Here is a 19,219-nt window from a genome sequence, read left to right on the forward strand (position 1 = left end):
TTGTGGCACGAAGTGGGTCCAAAACAAGGACAATCCAAGCTTACCAGAATGCCGCTGGCGGTGCATTTTTGGCTCAGGCTTTATTGGGGTTGATAGCACGGCCCGTTCAGACGAACTCCATTAGTAGTGAAGTGCCGTCTTACTTGCGGGTATCAAACGGTCATGAATCTAGAATGGGTGTATTGACCGCGAAATCCCGAGTGTCGGGTACGAAACGCAACTACATGCAGCTACAGGAACGGCTGATTCTGGCAGAGCAGAACTTCGCTTTGGCCAATCACGCCTCATCGAGCCTAACCGAGACCATTCTGGGTTCTCCGGGGTTCACGATGGACACGCTGGATAAGTCGCTATGAATGTTGATCGTGCAACTCTGACCGAATTGGAAGCTTGCTTGTTGAATGTCGCAGCGACACTTGAGCGGCCATTGACAGTTGCAGCACTGAACGCCTGCCAATCTGGTGATACAGGTGAGTTGACCGTGCGCGATGCGATGTACGCGGCACAACGAGCAGGCCTGCAGGTCGGGTTTGGTGCGCGAAAGCTGTCGGCATTTGATGCACCGCTGGCACCCGCGATCTTGTTGTTGGAAGGCGATCGCGCCGTTGTGTACCACGGGCGCACGCGCAATGGCGATCTATTGCTTTACGACCCCACTTTGGATGACGGTATCGGAGAGGTTCCCGAAAGCGGCGTGGACGAAGTCTACACGGGCTATGCATTGTTGTTTCGACCCTTGCACCGCGACGAGGTTAACGCAGATCAAGCGGATCAGCGGGGTCATTGGTTCTGGTCGTCCCTTTCCGCAAACCGCTGGTCTTATGTTCAGGTGGCGCTGGCTGCGGCGATGGCAAACGTTCTGGGGCTTACGACCTCAGTCTTTATCATGATCGTCTACGACCGGGTCTTGCCCAACGAGGCGACCGAGTCGCTGATTGCTTTGACGCTTGGCGTGGGGTTGGCGCTTCTTTTTGACTTCGCGCTGAAGCTCCTTCGCGCGGGGTTCATAGATCGCGCCGGCCAGAATGCTGACATGTCCATGGGACGGCGAGTATTTGACCAGGTGCTGAATATTCGCATGTCGTCCCGAACGGGCTCAACGGGTGCAATGGCCAGTACCATCCGCGAATTCGAAACTTTGCGTGAATTCTTTACTTCTGCCACACTCGTCGCTGTCGTAGACTTGCCATTCATCGCGGTATTCATATTCGCGATCTATATGGTGGGCGGCCCGCTGGCGTTTGTTCCGGCACTCGCTGTACCAGTCGTTCTTCTCAGCGGACTGGCTGTTCAACCGATCCTGTCGCGTCTTGCTGAACAAAGTTTTGCAGACGGACAATCCAAGCAATCTGTTCTGGTTGAGGCTGTATCAGGCTTGGAAACCATCAAGACAACCGCCGCCAGTCGGCAGATGCGAATGCGGTGGGAAGGTGCAATTGCACGCCAGTCAAACTACGGATCACGCAGCAGGGCCGTTACTCAATTTGCCCTGAACCTAACTGGATTTACTCAGCAGGCCGCGCAAGTACTTATCGTCTTTTATGGTGTATTTCTGATCACGGATGGCCTGACGAGCATGGGGGCACTTGTTGCGTCGGTGATGCTGACCGGCCGTGCCCTGGCACCGCTGGGACAATTGGCGCAAACCCTGACACGTGTCAATCAGGCACGCAGTGCCTACCGCAATCTGGACACGTTAATGCAGGCAAGCAATGAGCGGCCTGAAGGCAAATCTTGGATCAGCAGATCCGAGTTTTCCGGGCGGATAACGTTTAACAATGTTCATTTCGCATATCCCGATCAATCGGAAGACGCGATGAAAGGTGTTTCATTTACAATCGAACCCGGTGAAAAAGTCGCTGTCCTGGGCCAGATCGGGTCGGGCAAGAGTACGATTGCGCGACTGCTGTTGGGCCTCTACCAACCGCGCGTGGGCTCGGTGATGTTGGACGGGCTGGACATTCGCCAGATTGATCCCGGCGACTTGCGGCGAAATATTGGTTCAGTCTTGCAAGACATCTGGCTGTTTTCCGGTACCGTCCGGGAAAACATTGCCAGCGGGTCGGTGCGCCCGCGTGATGATGAACTGATCCGTGCAGGGCGCATTGCAGGTGTCGAAGATTTTATCGCGCGGCACCCACGGGGCTATGATCAGCCTGTAGCCGAACGAGGAGAAGGATTGTCAGGTGGTCAAAGGCAGGCGATTGCATTGGCCCGGGCGCTTATCGGGCATCCTCCTGTCCTGCTGCTGGATGAGCCTACGAGTGCGATGGACGTCAAATCCGAATCCGAAATTATACGCCGCCTTAAAAAGACCACGCCAGATACCACGATGATCATTGTGACGCACCGAACCAGCCTGCTGGAACTGGTTGATCGGGTCATAGTGATTGAGGATGGCAAAATTGCGATGGATGGACCCAAAAACATCCTGACGCAGGCAGTTCGCAAACCCGGGAGGCATCTGAATGTCGCGGCATCCTGATCTGGAAAGCCTCGCCCGTGAAATGCGTGGAGGGTCACCGCTGCGGGGATCATTGCTGCTGCTCCTGATACTCAGTTGTTTGATAAGCGCCGTCGCCTGGGCTCATTTAACTGAACTCGACGATGTCGTGAGGGCAGATGGGCGTATCGTGCCATCCGGCGATATTCAGGTGATCGAAGCGACCGAACCCGGTGTTTTGCGGTCCGTTCACGTGCGCGAGGGTCTGGTGGTTGAGGCTGGTACATTGCTGATGGAGCTGAATACTACTCAGATCGAACGAGAGTTGAGCCAAGAGCAACAGCGTGCCTTTGGTTTGATGGCCCGCGCACAACGACTACGTGCCGAAATCGATGGGGCTGAGCTTGAGTTCGACGACGATCTTCTGACTGGCGCGCCAGATGTCGTGCGGTCGGAGACTGCGCTGTACCACGGTCGGCAAGCAGAACTTGAAGCTGAGATTGCAATTCTCTCTCGACAGCGCGAACAGCGGCAACGCGAGTACGAAGAGGGATTGGTTGACCAGGTCACGTCAACCGAGACCCTGAATGTGTTGGCCGATGAGCGCGCTATGATGGTGCCGTTGGTCGAACAGAAGATGGAACCGGCAACAACCCTTTTGGCCCTGCGCCGTAGCGAGGCGGAATGGAAAGGCCGCAAGGTCAGAGCAGAGGCGATGATCAACCGGTTGAAGGCCGGGCTGGATGAAGTGGATGACAAGGTCCGCGCGACGCGCAGTCGGTTTCGTAGTGCCGCACTAACTGATCTGGCTTTGGTTTCGGCAGAGCTTGCTGCCTTGCAACCTGCCCTGCCCTCTTTGCGTGACCGTGCGTCTCGCGCGCTGATCCGGGCCCCCGTACGGGGTGTCGTAAACCGGGTTCACCGGACGACGATCGGCGGGATGGCCCGAAGCGGTGAGGAACTGATTGAGATTGTTCCGTTGGACGACAGATTGTTGGTGGAAGCCTATGTCCGGCCCAAGGACATCGCCTTCCTGCACCCAGAGCAAAAGGTCAAAATCAAGATCACGGCCTACGATTTTTCGCGGTACGGCAGTCTGGATGGTGAGATCGTTCGAATCGGTGCCGACACCATCACTCGCTCGGAACGAAGTGAAGAAGAGGTTTTCGTCGTCGAAATTCAGACTTCAGACACGATGTTGGATGCGGGTGGTACAGCGGTTGAAATCATCCCAGGAATGATCGCTCAAGTCGATATTCTGTCAGGCCAAAAGTCAGTTCTTGATTATCTGATCCAACCTGTTCTGAAGATAAAAGACGAGGCGCTGCGCGATTGAAGAGAACGACAGATGGGCAGCAGATAGCAAAGCGCCAGCCGATAGACATCTTAGGCGTCGGGGGGGACCGACGACTAAGACCAGGTCACGTCACCAAGAAAGATATATCCCGCACCATATATCGTTTTAATAAGGCGCGGGTTTTTGGGATCTTCGCCCAGCTTCGTTCGCAAGCGGGAAATCCGAACATCCATAGCGCGGTCAAAGCTGTCACCTGCCCCGCCACCCAACATGTCCTGCATGCGCGCGCGGCTGATCAGGCGTTTGGGACTTTCAAGAAACAATCGCAGAACCTCACCTTCGGCGTGGCTGAAAGGTGTCTCGACGCCATCGGCATTGATCAAGACATATCGATCAAACTGTGCGGTCCAACCATTGAATTCGGCTATGTCTGAATTCGGCGTTGCTGGTCCAGTAGAGCGTAGCCGGGCGCGGACCCGAGCAATTACTTCGGCTGGATCAAATGGTTTGGTGATGTAATCATCTGCGCCAAGCTCCAATCCCGTTACCCGGTCCTGTACCTGAGCGCGGCCTGAAATGATGATGACGGCAGCACCTTGCTCAAGCGCCAGTTTGTGCACAAGTGCAAGACCGTCGGTATCCGGCAATGATAAATCCACCAAACACAGATCCGGAGTGACCCTTTTCAGCGAAGCTTCAAATTCACGGGCACGTGAAAAGCTCTGAGTTTGAAACCCGGCATCTTCCAGCGCTTCCGTTAGGATACGGCGGATTTCAGGTTCGTCATCGAGAATGGTCACCAAAGGTTGTGTCATTCAGGCGGCCTCGGTTCGGATCAACGCCGACAATTGCGACGATGTGAATGGTTTGCTTAGGACAGGTGCACGGGTCAATGCCTGATGATGCAGCGGGTCATTTAGCGGCAGCGACGTCATCAGTATACAGGGCAACGCACCATTCAGGCGGTCGACAATGTCGATCCCAGTGCCTTCGCCCTCCAGCTTAATATCTGATAGAACCAGCGCGATATCACCGATTTCCGACGTCAAGGTCAAAGCTTCATCGACCGAGCTTGCCTCGATCACCGAACACCCCAAATCGACCAGCATGTCCCGGAACTGACTGCGCAGTTCATCGCTGTCTTCAACCAACAATACGAGACCCGCTTGCGCGGACGGGGCAGGACGGTAGGGCAAACGTATCACGACCGAAGCACCAGAAGGCGTGTTGCGCAAATTAAGGTCACCGCCCGCCAGCTTTACCGTGTCGTAGACCATTGGAAGTCCCAACCCCGAGCCATCGCTGCCTTTGGTGGAAAAGAATGGGTTTAACGCCTTCTTTAATGCTTCCCCGGTAAACCCCGGGCCAGTGTCCGACACCGTGATCTCAACCCATATTGTCCCGATTGCATGCGCAGTGATCGTGATCTGGCCCGATGTGCCGCAAGCATCCCGCGCATTCAGAACCAGGTTCAGCAGTGCATCCTGAACCATGCCGGGATCGAGCATCAGCGCCTTGTCGGGTAGAGTATTGACCACCGACAACCCCATGCCCCGCGGCAAGGACGGGGTGGCGAGGATCCGCAAATCCTCAAGTAAACCGCGCATATCCGTCGCCTGAGGTTGAGGCGTGCGATTGCCGGTCATGTCTGCGATGCGATTCAGCAATTGCCCCCCGCGTCGGGCAGTTTGTTGCGTAGCCGTGACTAGCTGATCGGCTTCCTCGGGCAGATTCATCCTCTCTAATCGCGCCTGCATGCCCAGAATGATGGTCAGCAAATTAGAAAAGTCATGGGCAAGCCCGCTTGTCATCTGCGCCGCCATGGCTCTGCGCCGCGTTTGCTGAAGGGCGACACGGGCTTGAGTTTCTTCGGTGATATCCACCGACATGACATAAACACCACCCGCTTTATCCGGGGTGAATGATACCCGAATGCGGCGTGAATCCTGATCTTCGGTAAACTCGAAAACCGAAGGTTGGCCTCCATAGGCCTGTTCCAGATGTGGCTTTACCCGGTCATAGGCAGATGACCCCAAAGCCTTTGATATATGAAGGCCCAGAATGTCAGACGGACGGCCGGGCATGACCGAACTGAGGCGGCGGTTTGAGTAATCGTATCGTCCATCGGCATCCAGATGCGCGATATGAGCCGGCATCATCTCGGTCGTCATCCGCGTGCGGGCCTCGATCTCGGTCAGCTGACGCTTGGCTTCTTCCAGCGCGGTGATGGTTGCCGCCAGTTTGCGGTTGGTTGCGGAAAGCTCTTCGGCATGGCTCAGAAGTTGGCCAGACAGTTCTTCTGAACGGGCACGCAGCAAATCTTCTACCCGCTTCGTGCGAGTTATGTCGGTATAGACGGCCACCCAACCCCCATTGGGCAAAGGTGCACCTTCGACCGAGATCACCTGACCATTGGGCCGGGTCCGCTCCATATAATGCGGCTCGAACGCGAGGGCCTGCGAAACGCGTAGCTCGACCATCTCGTCAACATCGCCGACCGAACCGTATTCCCCGCGGCTAGCAAGAAAATATATGGTGTCGCGAAACAGAGCGCCAGGCTCGACAAGTTCGTTTGGCAAGTCGAACATTTCCTGAAACCGCAGGTTGCTGACAACGAGACGCAATTGGCTGTCATAAATTGACAGCGCCTGACCGATCAGGTTCAGGCCAGCCGTGGTCATCGCCTTGATGCGCTGTTCGGAAATGTCCAAATTCATCCTCCCCTGCGCCCATGGGTATCACCAGTTCAGGCGCAGGTGTAGGGAGATTTACCTATCCGTGCAGCGGCAAATTGTTCGCGGCACGGTAGGCTTGAACATAGCCGCGTGCCACTGATCGAACGGCTGTCCCGATCTGCGAATACGCCTCGTCCGGCAGGTTCGCAAAGGACACGCGAGCCGACCAGCCCGGAGCATCAAATCCGCTGCCGTTCAGCAGAACGATCCCATAGTCTTCCGCCAATTTGAACGCAATATCCAATGGGTGAACATTCTGCTTGATCCAAGCCACGACATCTTCACCGACATATTTTCGCAACCAATATTCGAAATCGATGATGCCGTAATAGGCGTCGTAATGCTCACCTGCCTGCACCTCGACGCCCATCGCTTCGGTCAGCAGTTTGAAACGGCGATGAACCAGCTCCATGCAGGCGGTCTGATAGATTTTCTTGCTGTCGACCAATTCACTGAGTGAAAACAGCGTCATCATCACCTGCTGCGGCAGCGACAGGCCTGCTGTGTGGTTCAGGGCCACATCGCGGCTATCGGCCACAAGCCGGTCGATAAAGCGAATGTCACGTGGTGTCAGGCTAAGCGTGCCATAGCGCTTGTCCAGGGCCTGTTTGATCTCATCCGGATGATCCGCCAGCTTGAGATCGAAGATGCTGTCTTGCGCCACGGCAATCACGCCGAGACGCCAGCCGGTGCAGCCAAAATACTTCGAGTAGGAATACACACCGATTGTGTTGCGCGGCAGATGGCCCATGACCGAGGTAAAATCGTGCACAAAGGTGCCGTAAACATCATCCGTTAGCACGATCAGATCAGGCCGGTGATTCTCCACCAAATCCGCCAGTTTGCGCAGTGATGCGGTACTGAGCGCGACCGAAGACGGATTGCCGGGATTGACTAGGAAGAACGCTTTTACCTTGGGATCTTTCAACTTTTCCACAGCTTGGTCGGTCAGTTGAAAACCATCCTCTTCATCGGTTTCCACATGCACGGATTCAAGGCTGTAATCCTCCAACTCCGGCATTTCCAAGTAAGGCGTGAAGATCGGAGTGCACAGAGCTATCGTGTCACCCGGGTTCAGCAATCGGTTGGCTTTGAGCGTCTTGAAGATGTAGCACATCGCCGCCGTGCCGCCTTCGACTGCGAACAGATCGAACTGAGCGTCAGGCCGGTGACCTCGGCACATGGACCACATCAGGTATTCATGGGCAATGGTGGCATTGTGTTTCAGGATGCGGTCAGGCACCGGATAGTTATCACCGATGATCGAATCCGTCAGTTCATGCACAAACTCGTCCGCATCGAAATCAAATGCGGATATGGCATGCGCCACGAGCTCAAGCAGCGTATCGACGCCCGGCGTTTCGGAATGATCAGACGCCCAGCTTTGCAGCCGTCCATGGCAACCTTTTTGCGCCGGCATTCCGCCTAAACCAGCGGGGTGATCCATCACACGTTTGGATTCAGTTATGGCAAATTGACCAAGGGCAAAGAACGCCTCACGCGGACGGGTGGCAACCCAGTTAGGATTGCCGCGCCCCGCGTTCAGGAAAGCACTATTGGCCTTACGCGCCTCGGCCGAGGCCAGTTTGATCAGCTCATCCTTGATCTGAAACGGGCTGAGTGCTTCGTAATCGTGCAGCGCTACTCTATCCATAACGTGAACCTCTCCAAATCAGCTTAGGATCAAAACAACGACCATCCCGAAGATGGTCAATAGTGTATTTCCGATCGCATACGGCATTCCGTAGCCAAGCGCCGGGATGCGACTTTGCGCGGCTTCCTGGATCATACCCAACGCGGCAGTGGTGGTGCGTGCGCCTGCGCAAGCACCAAACAGAATAGCCGGGTGGAACTTGAATACGTAATGCCCGACGTAAACTGCAAAGATCATTGGTAGCGAAGTCGCGACGATTCCCCATAGCAGCAGCGCAATACCGGCCTGTTGCAGTCCCGCGACAAATCCCGGCCCTGCGGTGATCCCTATCACCGCGATAAAGACGTTCAGGCCCAGCGTGTTCATCAACCACAGTGCCGGCCCCGGGATGCGCCCAAAGGTCGGGTGCACCGTACGCAGCCAACCCAGCACCAGCCCAGCCAGCAGCGCGCCTCCGGTAGTGGAAAGGCTGATCGGGAAACCACCCATCATGACTGACAATGTTCCAATGATGCCGCCGATGAAAATCCCCCAGCCTACAAAGGCCAGATCCGTGGTGTCTACCGGGCGGTCGGCATAGCCAATCTGGGCAACTGCGGCCTCGACATGCCGCTTGCTGCCCTGAATTGTGACGATGTCACCACGATGCACGACTGTCCCGGGTAGCAGCGGCAAATCCTGCATGTTTCGCATCAGTTTCGAGACATAAATGCCCCGCGCGATCGACAGTTTGCTTAGCTCTTCAAGCGTCTTGTTATGAACCTCTTTGCTGGTGATCAGCACATCCAGTTTTTCCGACGGTATGCTCAGCAGATCAGGCGCGTCAGCTTCTGTAAGATTGGTCTCAAGCAAACTCACGAGATCAGCGCGGCGGCCTGAGAACATCACAACATCTCCGGCCTGCAATACGGTGTTATCATCTACCTCTATGATCTTCCCGTCGCGTCTCAGGCGTTCGGCATAGATGCGGATACCGGGCATCAGATCTTTGACTGGTTGCCCTAGCAAATCGCTACCTTCTGGGATCTCAAAGGCCCGCGCCTCGATCGCGCGATATGCCGAGACGATGCCATCACCGTTTTCAACCGACGTCGTGCCACCCAGCTTAGCCTCATATTCCTTGCAGGCCGCGACCAGATCGACGCCAATCAGACGCGGGCCGATCTTGGCCAGAATGATGGCCGACCCGATTGTGCCGTAAATATAGGTCACCGCATAGGCAATCGGAATCTGGTTCGCATAGGTTTTGGCCTGTTCCGCCGACAGGCCCAGCTGGCCGATTTGGTCGGTGGCAACACCGATCGCCGCTGAAATCGTCTGCGATCCGGCATAAAGCCCCGCGGCATAGCCAAGTTCCAGACCCGCGACCTTGGCTGCGATGATCGGGATTACAAGGCAAAGTGCGAGCACGCTGAGCGCAAAGAACACCTCGCGCGCGCCGTCTGCTTTCAGGCCGCGGATGAACTGAGGTCCGACACCGTAGCCCACAGCAAAGATGAACAAGATGAAGAAAGTCGATTTGACCGCCGAGTCGATTTCAATCTGGGCCTGCCCGATCACCACTGCCGCCAACAACGTTGCCGTGACCGTGCCCAGACTGAACCCCATCAGTTTCCAGGGACCAACGAGAAAGCCGATACCGATGGACAGGAACACCGCCAATTCAGGGTAGTTTTGAAGAATATGCACCAGCCAATCGACCATCAATCACCTCTCAATCCGCGCCTGACAGGCATTTGAGGCAAAAGCCGGAGACAAGGTGAAGAAGCGCCCAATTGGCCCACTTGCTGCCCGACCAAGCCGCCTGTTCGAACACACAACCGCAACAGGAAAACTTCGGCCTCACGATACCTTACAAAGGACATTTGTCTATAATTATCTGAATATTAATAGTTCTGCTTGTCCGCCCTCATTCAGAACACCCTGACTGAGCCTGCGCCACAATGCAAACACGCGAAACGCATGGCTCGCCCGCTCTGCCTGCTCCAGAGCCGGAACCATGGGCTTCACTGTCGCTCTACCGCAATGCGCGGGCGCAAAATCCTGAGGGGTTCGAACAAATCCATTGCAGCGACCCGGTGTTTGCCATCACATACCGCTATGACACGGCCGACGATTATTTCCGAGACCAGCGCAACCGGCGTTTGTATCCGCCTTGCCGGAGATCTGCGCACTCAATCGTTGGATCGTGTCGAAGCGGGTTTTGCCGCCCAAAAGCCCAACGGCCAAGATGTCATTGTGGACATGTCGCAAGTTGAATCGCTGGATACCGGAGGGGCCTGGCTAGTCGCCAATCTGGTGCAGCGGATGGGAAGTGAGGGCGCTCAGGTCCAACTCGAAGGGTTGGCCCCTGCACATTCGTCATTGATCGAAACAGTATCGCACAACATACCCGAGGTTACAGGAGAAGAACTGCCGCCGCATGGCTTTGTGAATTGGGTTGCCCGGATTGGGCAAAAAACTTTTGGCGCCTGGAAGGACACATTATCAATCATCGGCTTTCTTGGCCTTACTCTGCATCGATTGGTCCGGACTCTGATCATGCCATGGCGACTGCGTCGTGCTGCGTTGGTGTCACAGATGGAGCAAGTCGGCTTCAAGGCGCTGCCGATTGTGTCCTTGATGGGTTTCCTGATCGGCGTCGTTCTGGCCTTTCAGGGCGCGACGCAGTTGAAACAGTTCGGGGCTGAGATCTTTGTTGTCGAATTGATCTCCATCTCGATCCTGCGTGAGCTTGGTATCCTGCTGACAGCAATCATCGTCGCTGGTCGCTCCGGTTCGGCTTTTACGGCTTCGATTGGCTCGATGAAGGTGCAGGAAGAGATTGATGCGATGCGCACCCTGGGGTTGGATCCGATTGAAGTTCTGGTCATTCCCCGTGTTCTGGCGCTGTTGATCATGTTGCCCATTCTTGGCTTTGTTGCCGATATGGCTGGCCTGATCGGCGGAGCGTTGATGAGTTGGATCGACCTCGGTGTCAGCCCCGGCATGTTCCTGACCCGGTTGAAGGAAAATACCGGCGTCGCACAACTTGCCGTCGGGATGATCAAGGCACCGTTCTTTGCACTGGTGATCGGTGTCATTGCCTGCTGGCAGGCTATGCAGGTCAAAGGTTCATCCGAAAGCGTTGGTCAGCGGACGACAGCCTCGGTCGTGCAATCGATCTTTATGGTCATCGCCATCGACGCCCTGTTTTCGATCTTCTTCTCAGAGTTGGGGATCTGACATGGATGGAGCCGCGCTTCAGGACAAGCCCCGATCCGACACGAAACGCGAGGCCGTTATTCGTGTGCGCAATTTAACCAACCAGTTCGGCGAGCAAGTGGTCCACGATAACCTCAACCTCGATGTCTGGCGCGGTGAAGTGCTGGGTGTTGTCGGTGGATCGGGCACTGGGAAGTCCGTGCTTTTGCGTACGATCGTCGGGCTGAACAAGCCCAAGTCGGGAAGTATTGAGGTTCTTGGCGTCGATGTTCTTAATGGCCCCGAAGAAGAACGTCAGCGGATCGAAAGAAGCTGGGGCGTGGCATTTCAGGACGGTGCGCTGTTTTCCTCACTGACTGTATTGCAGAACGTGATGGCGCCTCTGCGCGAGCACACGGGTATCAGTGAAAAATTGATGGCCGCACTAGGTGGGCTGAAGATCAGTCTCGTTGGCTTGCCTCAACTAAGTTGCAGCAAGTTCCCCTCGGAACTGTCCGGTGGAATGCGCAAACGCGCTGCGTTGGCCCGCGCCCTGTCGCTGGACCCGGAAATCGTTTTTCTGGACGAACCAACTGCCGGGTTGGACCCGATCGGGGCCGCCGCATATGATGACCTGATCGGGGAACTTCAGCACACGTTGGGGCTGACCGTGTTCATGGTAACGCATGATCTGGACAGCCTTTATGCCATATGTGATCGCGTCGCGGTACTTGCGGAAAAACGCGTGCTGGTTGAAGGTCCGATAGAAGAGATGACCAAGGTCGACCATCCTTGGGTTCAGGAATATTTCACAGGCCCCCGCGCCCGTGCGGCACAACAGAAGGGGCAGGACAGGTAGAGGCGATGGAGACCCGAGCGAATTACATCCTGATCGGTGCGTTCACCCTGGCGGGCATCCTTGGTGCCTTCGGGTTCTTTCTGTGGCTCGCCAAATTCGAAGTGACTCGGCAATACGCCTATTATGATGTGTTGTTCGACAATGTCTCGGGCCTGTCGGCTGCAGGTGGCGTAAATTACAACGGCTTGCCCGTGGGTCAGGTGGTTTCCCTGGACTTGGACAAAGATGACCCGTCAAAGGTGCGAGTGCGGCTTGAGGTTGATGCCGACATCCCTGTTACCAAAGAAACCATCGCACAGTTGCAATCTCTGGGTGTGACAGGGGTTGCTTATGTTGAGCTTTCCGGCGGGTCTCCAACCGCAGAAAGGCTGGCCCAGAACAGTGTCATCCCAAGCAAGCGCAGTTCGATTCAATCCTTGCTTGAGGGTGCGCCAGAGGTTCTGGAAAAGGCGGTCACCCTGTTGGAGAACCTCAATTCGGTTGTTGATGACAAAAACCGAAAGGCGGTGTCGGATATCCTGAACAATCTGGCAGAAGCGTCGGGCAAGCTCGATAAAACTCTGACGGATTTCCAGTCGCTCTCGTCCGATTTGGGCGGTGCGGCCAAAGACGTTGGAGAATTTACCAAGAGACTGGATACGTTGGCGAACACGGCCGAGACGACGTTGAGCACAGGAACGGACACGCTGAAGAGCATCAAAGAGACCTCAGAATCCGCCAAAACAACGCTAGAGACTGCAAATAACGCCATTGCCAGTGCTGAAAGCGTGATTCAGGAAGATATCCGGCCCTTTATCGAACGCGGGTCAATCCTGGCCGAAAGGCTGACTCGGCTGTCAGATGAAGGCAGCGTTACGCTTGAGGTAATCAGCGAGACTGTTCTGAATGCAAACACCACCCTAGAATCGGTTACATCGACTATGGATTCAGCCAAAGGGGCGCTCGATTCAGCAGAGAGGGCGTTTGACTCGGCAAACCGCGTGATGGACGAGGATATCTCACCTGTCGCTGAAGATGTGAGTAAGGCGGCCAATCAGGTTGCGGAAACCGTCTCGAATATCACCGAAAAGATTGACAAGATTTCCGACGATGTTCTCAGCGCCTCCCAATCGGCGTCGGATCTGCTGGGAACCATCGACGGGATCGTTCAGGACAACCGCCGTCAGGTTTCGGACTTCTTGCGCGTTGGGTTGCCTCAGTTCATCCGGTTCATCGAGGAATCACAGCGTCTGGTCATCAGTCTGGATAGATTGGTCGACAAGGTCGAACGCGACCCGGCCCGCTTTTTGTTAGGCACCCAAGCATCGGAGTTTCGTCAATGATACGGCCCTTAATATTGACTCTGGTTTTGGCCGCTTTGACGGGCTGCACGGGCTTGGGCACGCTGCGGCAGGCTTCTAAGCCCAATGACTTGTATTTGCTGACACCCAAAAGCACGTTCTCGTCATCGCTGCCGCGAATCCAAAAACAGATCGTTGTCGAAGAGCCCACAGCGACGGCGGCCGTGAACACCGATCAGATCGCCGTGCAGCCCACCTTGCTTCAGGTTCAGTATCTGCCGCGGGCCCGATGGGTGGATCGCGCTCCGTTAATTGTGCAGGCGCTGATGGTCGAAAGCTATGAAAATTCCGGCAAGGTCGCGGCCGTAGGACGTTCGACCGTAGGCCTGAGAGCGGACTATGTGATCGCGCCTGATCTGCGCGAATTTCAGGGCATCGTCATCAGCGAAACCGAAGACACGAAAACGGTCCGCGTAGAAGTGCGCATCAATATCAAGATCATCGATGAGTATGAGGACAAGATCATCGCTTCAAGCTCATTCCAGGAAGCAGTGCTGGCGACCAGCGATAAAACACCCGAACTGGTTGAGGCCTTTGATATCGCCTTGGGCAAGACAATGCGGGATGCCGTGGAATGGAGCATCCGCAAAATCCATACGCATACGCTCAATAACCCGCGATCAAGACCTAGCTAGTGGTCGCTAGAACTGGCTCGCTGAGGCGACTTGCCAGTCAGCGGCGAACTCTTCAGGGATGGTCTTGCCCAACAGAGAGCCGTCATCCAGAAAGCTGTATAGCTCGGCATAAGACCGCTCTCGTTCATCCGCATTTCGGCGCCGGATGTCGGCAGGGCGCAGGTCGGAAACTTTTGCTTTGCCCATAGCCCCTAATATCTCGCGGAAGCTTTCAAGCGTCGCGTCATGAAACCGATGCACGCGCTGTCGTTTCTGTGGCACATTCACCGCCCGCCCACGGATCGGATCTTGCGTCGCTACCCCCGAGGGGCACCTGTTGGTGTTGCAATGCAGCGCCTGAATGCACCCCACCGCAAACATCATCGCCCGCGCCGCGTTACACATATCCGCACCCAAAGCGAATTTCTCGACCATATCGAACCCAGTGGCCACTTTGCCCGAACAGATCACCCTCATCTTGTCGCGGACTCCAATACCGCGCAGACAGTTGTTTACAAAGATCAGTGCCTCGTTAAGCGGCATCCCCAATCGGTTGGTGAACTCGACCGGGGCAGCGCCAGTGCCCCCTTCCGCGCCGTCCACCGTGATGAAGTCAGGCAGAATCTCAGTTTCCAACATCGCTTTGCAAATCGCCATAAACTCGGATCGACGACCGATGCACAGTTTGAAGCCCACGGGCTTGCCACCTGACATCTCTCGCAGATGCTGAACGAAATGCATCAATCCATTCGGTCCATCAAAGGCCGAATGAATAGGTGGGGAAATCACATCCTGATGTACTGGAACCCCACGAATCTCGGCGATTTCTTCATCCACCTTTGCTGCCGGTAGGACCCCGCCATGAGACGGCTTCGCCCCTTGCGATAGTTTGATCTCGATCGCTTTGACGACATCTTTCTTGGCCTTTTCGGCAAACAGGTCCTTATCGAACCCACCTTCAGGCGTGCGGCATCCAAAATACCCTGTTCCGATTTGCCAGATGATGTCTCCACCTTCTGCCAGATGGTGGGGGGACAGTCCGCCTTCGCCCGTGTTATGCGCAAAACCCCCATCTTTTGCACCGCCATTCAAAGCACGGATTGCGTTGGCGCTGAGTGCACCGAAACTCATTGCTGATACGTTCAGACGCGACGCATTGTAGGGTTTGTCGCACTGAGGGCCGCCCAGTATCACCCGTTCTTCGCTCTCTTCGACGTGCTTGGGGGATAGCGAGTGATCAGCGCGGTGATAACCTACCGTCATGATATCGTACTGAGTGCCAAACGCCTGAGTATCCACCTGCCCCTTGGCGCGGGAATAGACCAGACTGCGGATGATCCGATTATAGGGCCGCCCGCTTTCATTGGTTTCAACGAAATACTGCCGGATTTCAGGGCTGACAAACTCCAACATATATCGGAAGTGACCCAGTACCGGGTAGTTGTTCAGCACATTATGCTTGGTTGTCAGCATATCGTAGAGACCGACAACCGCATAGGGGATCAGTATGATCAGCAACCAGTGTGCGGGTGGCCAGAAAAAACCCCAAAGCAAAGTCAAAGGCAAGCAGACATAGCTGAGGAAATAGTAAAGCCTGCGAACAATCATTTCCTATCTCCCTGAGTAGCGCTGTGACAGCGTGACTTTGAATGGACATTGGGTCCATGACCCTGCTCTTCATCCAGAACGTGGAACAAATTGACCTGTTTGCGCAAGCCCTTGCTAATCAAACAAAGATAACGGTTGGGTTAGCGAGGCCGGTTGAACCAAGCAAAAGCAGTCTGTATGCAAAATGAAACGCTGGTCAGAGCAGGATCAACCGCAGTGTCGAAAACAGCGCCTGTATTCGGGCATCGCGCCCTGATGTATACAGCCGTCTTTGTGGGGGGTGCTGCAGGGTCGTTGCTGCGCGAGCTATTTTCGCTGGAGATCCCCGGCGCTCCGTTCCTAACCGCGACTTTCGGCATCAATGTTGCGGCCTGTTTCGTTCTAGGTTGGCTCTATGCCATTCGAAATCGTGTCCACGCCCACGTCCTGCATCTAGGGGCCGTTGGATTTTGCGGTGGGCTATCGACGTTTTCCTCATTCGTCGCCGAGCTGGAAAGACTGGCAGAAACCGGGAATTGGTTTGTGGTTATCGCCGTAAGCGCGGAGATCGCATTTGGTCTTACGGCGGCGGTTCTTGGGGAAGCGCTGGGTCGGCGGCATCATTCCCGGGAAACATCGGAATGACGACCTTGTATCTGCATGCCATGTTCGCATTGGGCGGAGGATTGGGGGCTGTACTGCGGCATTGGCTGGCGCTTCGGGTGACGCATGATCTGCCGTACTCGACCCTGATCGTGAATGTTCTGGGCAGCCTTCTGCTGGGTCTATGGATTGGTTATCTGGGTGGCTCTGCAGAAATGGGTGAAGAGGAAAAACGCCTTGTATTCGGGTTTTGCGGCGGCTTCACCACATTCTCAAGCTTCGCCTATCAATCGCTGCAATTGCACCGTGAACGGACGATCGTATTTGCTGCCGGTAACATCGCTCTCAGCCTCGTCTTGTGCTGGTTCGCGCTATGGCTGGGCCTTGTTCTGACGCGCTAGTGAACGGGTGCTGCAGCCCTTTGGTCGGGCCTGGGCGCGCGGCAGAAGAACAACAGTGGGATCGTGGCCAACGCCAGCAGTCCAAGATTGTTGAATACTGTAAGGTACGAGATCATCTCGGCCTGCCGAGCAATCTCTTGTCCCAAAATGGCGGCGCCCTGGGCGCTATCGGGTGTCAGCCCCAGCGGCGCAAGATAAGCCTGTGCAGCAGGATTGTAGGGTGTCACATTCTGGCTGAGCACTGCCGTATTGGTTTGCAGGCCTCGCACGACCCAAGTCCCCACCAATGAAATACCTACCGAAGAGCCAAGCTGCCTGGTGACGTTGAATAGGCCCGAGGCCTCATCCTGCCTTGATTTACTGATGCTCTCGAATGCCAGAATAGACATCGGCACAAACACCAGCCCCATCCCCAGACCACTGACAAAGCCCGGCCAAGCCAGTTGCCAGAAACCGGCGTCGAGGTTGAGTGTGCCCAACATGAAATTCCCCACTGCTGTCAACAGCATCCCCAACCCGGCTAAAACTCGTGGATCAAACCGGGTGACCAGTACGGCCCCGGTCAGCACCATCGATGCACCTGCGGCGATCCCGCGCGGTATGAACAAATGACCGGATTCGATCACGGGGTAATCGAGCAGGCTTTGCACAAAGGTTGGCAGTATGGCGATCCCGCCAAACAATGAGATCGCGAACCCCGCTATCACCAGGTTGCACAGGGCAAAGTTGCGATCCGCAAAAAGGCGCAAATCAACGACAGAATGCCGGGATGTCAGAGAATGGACTATGAACCCCAGCGCCCCAAGAACCGAAGCGATCAGCGCCAGCTGTATCATCCTCGATGACAGCCAGTCCTTGGTCTCACCTTGGTCAAGAATGAATTGAAGGCATCCGATGCCAAGTGCCAGCAGCGCCAGACCTTTCCAGTCGATGCGCACCTCTTCGGTTTTGTCGTCCGGCAACTCGCCCGCCAAAAGCAGCAGGGCCATGGCAGCGACCGGAAGGTTGACGAAAAACACCATTCGCCACGAAAAATACTCTGTCAGGACTGCGCCTACAGTTGGGCCCAACACTGGTGCGACCACGACGCCCAAGCCAAAGACCGCCATGGCCTGCCCCCGTTTTTCGCGCGGAAAGGCATCAAACAGGATGGACTGCGACAACGGGATCAGGAACGCGCCGAACATCCCCTGCGCCAGGCGGAACGCGACGATAGTCTGAAGACTCCATGACAGGCCGCACATGACAGACATTGTGGCAAAACCCGTGACCGCAGTCAGGATCAGCCTGCGCCGCCCGACCCGACGCGCGACAAACCCGGTCAGCGGCATGACCACAACGGCTGAGACGATATAGCTGGTTAAGATCCATGTCGCCTGATCGGTTGTGGCCCCAAAAGCCGCCTGAATATGCGGCAACGCAACATTGACGATGGTACTGTCCAGAACTTCGAGAATTGCACTGAGCACGACGGCCACGACAATCACGCGATTGATATGGCCGGCATCAGTCATTGGCTGGTTCCGGTTGTATCCACCGTAACTTTGCTGCTGCCTCCTACACGTAGCGGAGCATCAGTTGGATCAAGCTCAATCCGCACCGGGAAACGTCGAGTGACCTTGACCCAGTTGCCGCTGGAGTTTTCGGACGGCAACAACGAAAACGTATCGCCCGAGCCTCGACCGATCGACGCAACCTTGCCGGTCAGGGTCGTGTCTGGAAGCATATCCACCTGCACTGTGACCGGCTGACCGGGTCGGATGCGTGGCAGTGATGTTTCCTTGAAATTTGCATCGACCCACCAGTCAGACGACTCGACAATGGAAAATTGCGGCGCATTGGCCGAGACAGACGACCCTGGCCGCAGCGTCAGATTTGCGATCCAGCCATCGGCCGCGGCATAGACCTTGGTCCAGACAAGATCGGCCTGCGCGATTTCCAACGCAGCCTGTGAGGACAACACATTGTCCTGCCGGGCCGCGAGACCACTTTGCAATGCGGAAAGCTCGGACCGGCTGGTGGTCAACCGGGCCGAAGCCTGTGCGAATTCGGATGTAGTTTGGTCCAGCGAGGCCTGCGCGAGGTCCCCGTCCGAAAACAAAGCTCGGGCGCGTTCAAGATTGCTCTGAGCCGTTTCGTAGAAAGAGTTGGCGCTTTCGACAGCGGCCTGTGCAGCGGTGATCTGGTTCGAGAAGGAGTCAGCCTGCTGAATGGCACTGTCCAGATTAGCTTTGGCCTGATCGACCGAGGCTTGGAACTGTGTCGGATCAATCGAGAATAGCAAATCGCCTGCATTGACCGGCTGGTTTTCGACCACCGCAACGTCTGAAACCTGCCCGGTCACCTGTGCGGCCACATAGATGATATTCGCGCCGATATAGGCGTCTTTTGTTGACGGATACCGCTCTTCATGCCGCCAGAAAAGGAACAATCCAACAGCAATCGTGACCAGGATCCCTGCGGCGGCAATTGCCTTGAATGACTTCATAAGCAGCTTCCTTTT

Annotated in this window: 16 protein-coding genes; 9 read left to right on the forward strand and 7 right to left on the reverse strand. The window is 55.7% G+C overall.

Annotated features, from left to right (window positions below; genetic code table 11):
* The first annotated feature begins 173 nt into the window (after positions 1-173).
* The 3 genes from ACR0MP_RS18630 to ACR0MP_RS18640 are packed head-to-tail and all read left to right on the forward strand — an operon-like array spanning position 174 to position 3,779.
* Positions 174-356, forward strand: coding sequence for a hypothetical protein (locus ACR0MP_RS18630; protein ID WP_170509688.1), 183 nt, complete (start codon positions 174-176; stop codon positions 354-356).
* A complete protein-coding gene (locus tag ACR0MP_RS18635; RefSeq protein ID WP_170407842.1) occupies positions 353-2,485 on the forward strand; it encodes a type I secretion system permease/ATPase in 2,133 nt (710 codons plus the stop codon). The genes ACR0MP_RS18630 and ACR0MP_RS18635 overlap by 4 nt, the downstream gene beginning before the upstream one ends.
* Positions 2,469-3,779 carry an HlyD family type I secretion periplasmic adaptor subunit gene (locus ACR0MP_RS18640; protein WP_170407840.1) on the forward strand — a complete coding sequence of 437 codons (1,311 nt, stop codon included), beginning with the start codon at positions 2,469-2,471 and terminating at the stop codon, positions 3,777-3,779. The genes ACR0MP_RS18635 and ACR0MP_RS18640 overlap by 17 nt, the downstream gene beginning before the upstream one ends.
* Positions 3,780-3,853: 74 nt before the next feature.
* On the opposite strand, the gene ACR0MP_RS18645 is transcribed toward ACR0MP_RS18640, so the two are convergent.
* From ACR0MP_RS18645 to aspT, 4 genes are read right to left on the reverse strand one after another with little or no spacing between them, the layout of a single operon-like run.
* On the reverse strand, positions 3,854-4,555 hold the full coding sequence (locus tag ACR0MP_RS18645) for a response regulator transcription factor (protein WP_170394537.1): 702 nt from the start codon (positions 4,553-4,555) through the stop codon (positions 3,854-3,856).
* On the reverse strand, positions 4,556-6,457 hold the full coding sequence (locus ACR0MP_RS18650; RefSeq protein ID WP_480887540.1) for a PAS-domain containing protein: 1,902 nt from the start codon (positions 6,455-6,457) through the stop codon (positions 4,556-4,558).
* Positions 6,458-6,512: 55 nt separating this feature from the next.
* On the reverse strand, positions 6,513-8,129 hold the full coding sequence (locus ACR0MP_RS18655) for a bifunctional aspartate transaminase/aspartate 4-decarboxylase (RefSeq protein WP_170407836.1): 1,617 nt from the start codon (positions 8,127-8,129) through the stop codon (positions 6,513-6,515).
* An 18-nt stretch (positions 8,130-8,147) separates the two neighbouring features.
* Positions 8,148-9,833 carry an aspartate-alanine antiporter gene (aspT, locus tag ACR0MP_RS18660; RefSeq protein WP_480887542.1) on the reverse strand — a complete coding sequence of 562 codons (1,686 nt, stop codon included), beginning with the start codon at positions 9,831-9,833 and terminating at the stop codon, positions 8,148-8,150.
* A 396-nt stretch (positions 9,834-10,229) separates the two neighbouring features.
* Between aspT and ACR0MP_RS18665 the strand changes: the two genes are divergently transcribed.
* From ACR0MP_RS18665 to ACR0MP_RS18680, 4 genes are read left to right on the forward strand one after another with little or no spacing between them, the layout of a single operon-like run.
* Positions 10,230-11,354, forward strand: coding sequence for an ABC transporter permease (locus ACR0MP_RS18665; protein ID WP_170735890.1), 1,125 nt, complete (start codon positions 10,230-10,232; stop codon positions 11,352-11,354).
* A 1-nt stretch (position 11,355) separates the two neighbouring features.
* Positions 11,356-12,171, forward strand: coding sequence for an ABC transporter ATP-binding protein (locus ACR0MP_RS18670; RefSeq protein ID WP_170407830.1), 816 nt, complete (start codon positions 11,356-11,358; stop codon positions 12,169-12,171).
* Between the two features lie 5 nt (positions 12,172-12,176).
* Positions 12,177-13,493: an MlaD family protein gene (locus tag ACR0MP_RS18675; RefSeq protein WP_170394518.1), complete on the forward strand. Its 1,317-nt coding sequence runs from the start codon at positions 12,177-12,179 to the stop codon at positions 13,491-13,493.
* Positions 13,490-14,146 (forward strand): ABC-type transport auxiliary lipoprotein family protein, encoded by a 657-nt coding sequence (locus tag ACR0MP_RS18680; RefSeq protein WP_170407827.1) that lies wholly within the window; start codon positions 13,490-13,492, stop codon positions 14,144-14,146. Before ACR0MP_RS18675 ends, ACR0MP_RS18680 begins: the two co-directional genes overlap by 4 nt.
* A gap of 6 nt (positions 14,147-14,152) precedes the next feature.
* Here the strand turns inward: ACR0MP_RS18680 and ACR0MP_RS18685 are convergent, their stop codons facing one another.
* A complete protein-coding gene (locus ACR0MP_RS18685; protein ID WP_170407824.1) occupies positions 14,153-15,733 on the reverse strand; it encodes an FMN-binding glutamate synthase family protein in 1,581 nt (526 codons plus the stop codon).
* Between the two features lie 216 nt (positions 15,734-15,949).
* On the opposite strand from ACR0MP_RS18685, the gene ACR0MP_RS18690 reads away from it, so the two are divergent.
* On the forward strand, positions 15,950-16,357 hold the full coding sequence (locus ACR0MP_RS18690) for a fluoride efflux transporter FluC (RefSeq protein WP_255612218.1): 408 nt from the start codon (positions 15,950-15,952) through the stop codon (positions 16,355-16,357).
* On the forward strand, positions 16,354-16,716 hold the full coding sequence (gene crcB, locus ACR0MP_RS18695) for a fluoride efflux transporter CrcB (protein ID WP_170407821.1): 363 nt from the start codon (positions 16,354-16,356) through the stop codon (positions 16,714-16,716). Before ACR0MP_RS18690 ends, crcB begins: the two co-directional genes overlap by 4 nt.
* Here the strand turns inward: crcB and ACR0MP_RS18700 are convergent.
* Both ACR0MP_RS18700 and ACR0MP_RS18705 read right to left on the reverse strand, forming a co-directional pair.
* Positions 16,713-18,230: a DHA2 family efflux MFS transporter permease subunit gene (locus ACR0MP_RS18700; protein ID WP_170407819.1), complete on the reverse strand. Its 1,518-nt coding sequence runs from the start codon at positions 18,228-18,230 to the stop codon at positions 16,713-16,715. The two genes, crcB and ACR0MP_RS18700, sit on opposite strands and share 4 nt — an antisense overlap.
* Positions 18,227-19,204 (reverse strand): HlyD family secretion protein, encoded by a 978-nt coding sequence (locus ACR0MP_RS18705; RefSeq protein ID WP_170407817.1) that lies wholly within the window; start codon positions 19,202-19,204, stop codon positions 18,227-18,229. Before ACR0MP_RS18705 ends, ACR0MP_RS18700 begins: the two co-directional genes overlap by 4 nt.
* Between the last annotated feature and the right edge of the window lie 15 nt (positions 19,205-19,219).

Source organism: Ruegeria sp. K3, assembly GCF_056531845.1.

What these genes read in the sequence shown, in the direction of transcription:
- ACR0MP_RS18675 (WP_170394518.1), top strand. Translation starts at nt 12,177, where the DNA reads ATGGAGACCCGAGCGAATTACATCCTGATCGGTGCGTTCACCCTGGCG.
- ACR0MP_RS18635 (WP_170407842.1), top strand. Translation starts at nt 353, where the DNA reads ATGAATGTTGATCGTGCAACTCTGACCGAATTGGAAGCTTGCTTGTTG.
- ACR0MP_RS18705 (WP_170407817.1), bottom strand. Translation starts at nt 19,204, where the DNA reads ATGAAGTCATTCAAGGCAATTGCCGCCGCAGGGATCCTGGTCACGATT.
- aspT (WP_480887542.1), bottom strand. Translation starts at nt 9,833, where the DNA reads ATGGTCGATTGGCTGGTGCATATTCTTCAAAACTACCCTGAATTGGCG.
- ACR0MP_RS18670 (WP_170407830.1), top strand. Translation starts at nt 11,356, where the DNA reads ATGGATGGAGCCGCGCTTCAGGACAAGCCCCGATCCGACACGAAACGC.
- ACR0MP_RS18700 (WP_170407819.1), bottom strand. Translation starts at nt 18,230, where the DNA reads ATGACTGATGCCGGCCATATCAATCGCGTGATTGTCGTGGCCGTCGTG.
- ACR0MP_RS18640 (WP_170407840.1), top strand. Translation starts at nt 2,469, where the DNA reads ATGTCGCGGCATCCTGATCTGGAAAGCCTCGCCCGTGAAATGCGTGGA.
- ACR0MP_RS18655 (WP_170407836.1), bottom strand. Translation starts at nt 8,129, where the DNA reads ATGGATAGAGTAGCGCTGCACGATTACGAAGCACTCAGCCCGTTTCAG.
- ACR0MP_RS18685 (WP_170407824.1), bottom strand. Translation starts at nt 15,733, where the DNA reads ATGATTGTTCGCAGGCTTTACTATTTCCTCAGCTATGTCTGCTTGCCT.
- ACR0MP_RS18680 (WP_170407827.1), top strand. Translation starts at nt 13,490, where the DNA reads ATGATACGGCCCTTAATATTGACTCTGGTTTTGGCCGCTTTGACGGGC.
- crcB (WP_170407821.1), top strand. Translation starts at nt 16,354, where the DNA reads ATGACGACCTTGTATCTGCATGCCATGTTCGCATTGGGCGGAGGATTG.
- ACR0MP_RS18650 (WP_480887540.1), bottom strand. Translation starts at nt 6,457, where the DNA reads ATGAATTTGGACATTTCCGAACAGCGCATCAAGGCGATGACCACGGCT.
- ACR0MP_RS18645 (WP_170394537.1), bottom strand. Translation starts at nt 4,555, where the DNA reads ATGACACAACCTTTGGTGACCATTCTCGATGACGAACCTGAAATCCGC.
- ACR0MP_RS18630 (WP_170509688.1), top strand. Translation starts at nt 174, where the DNA reads ATGGGTGTATTGACCGCGAAATCCCGAGTGTCGGGTACGAAACGCAAC.
- ACR0MP_RS18665 (WP_170735890.1), top strand. Translation starts at nt 10,230, where the DNA reads ATGACACGGCCGACGATTATTTCCGAGACCAGCGCAACCGGCGTTTGT.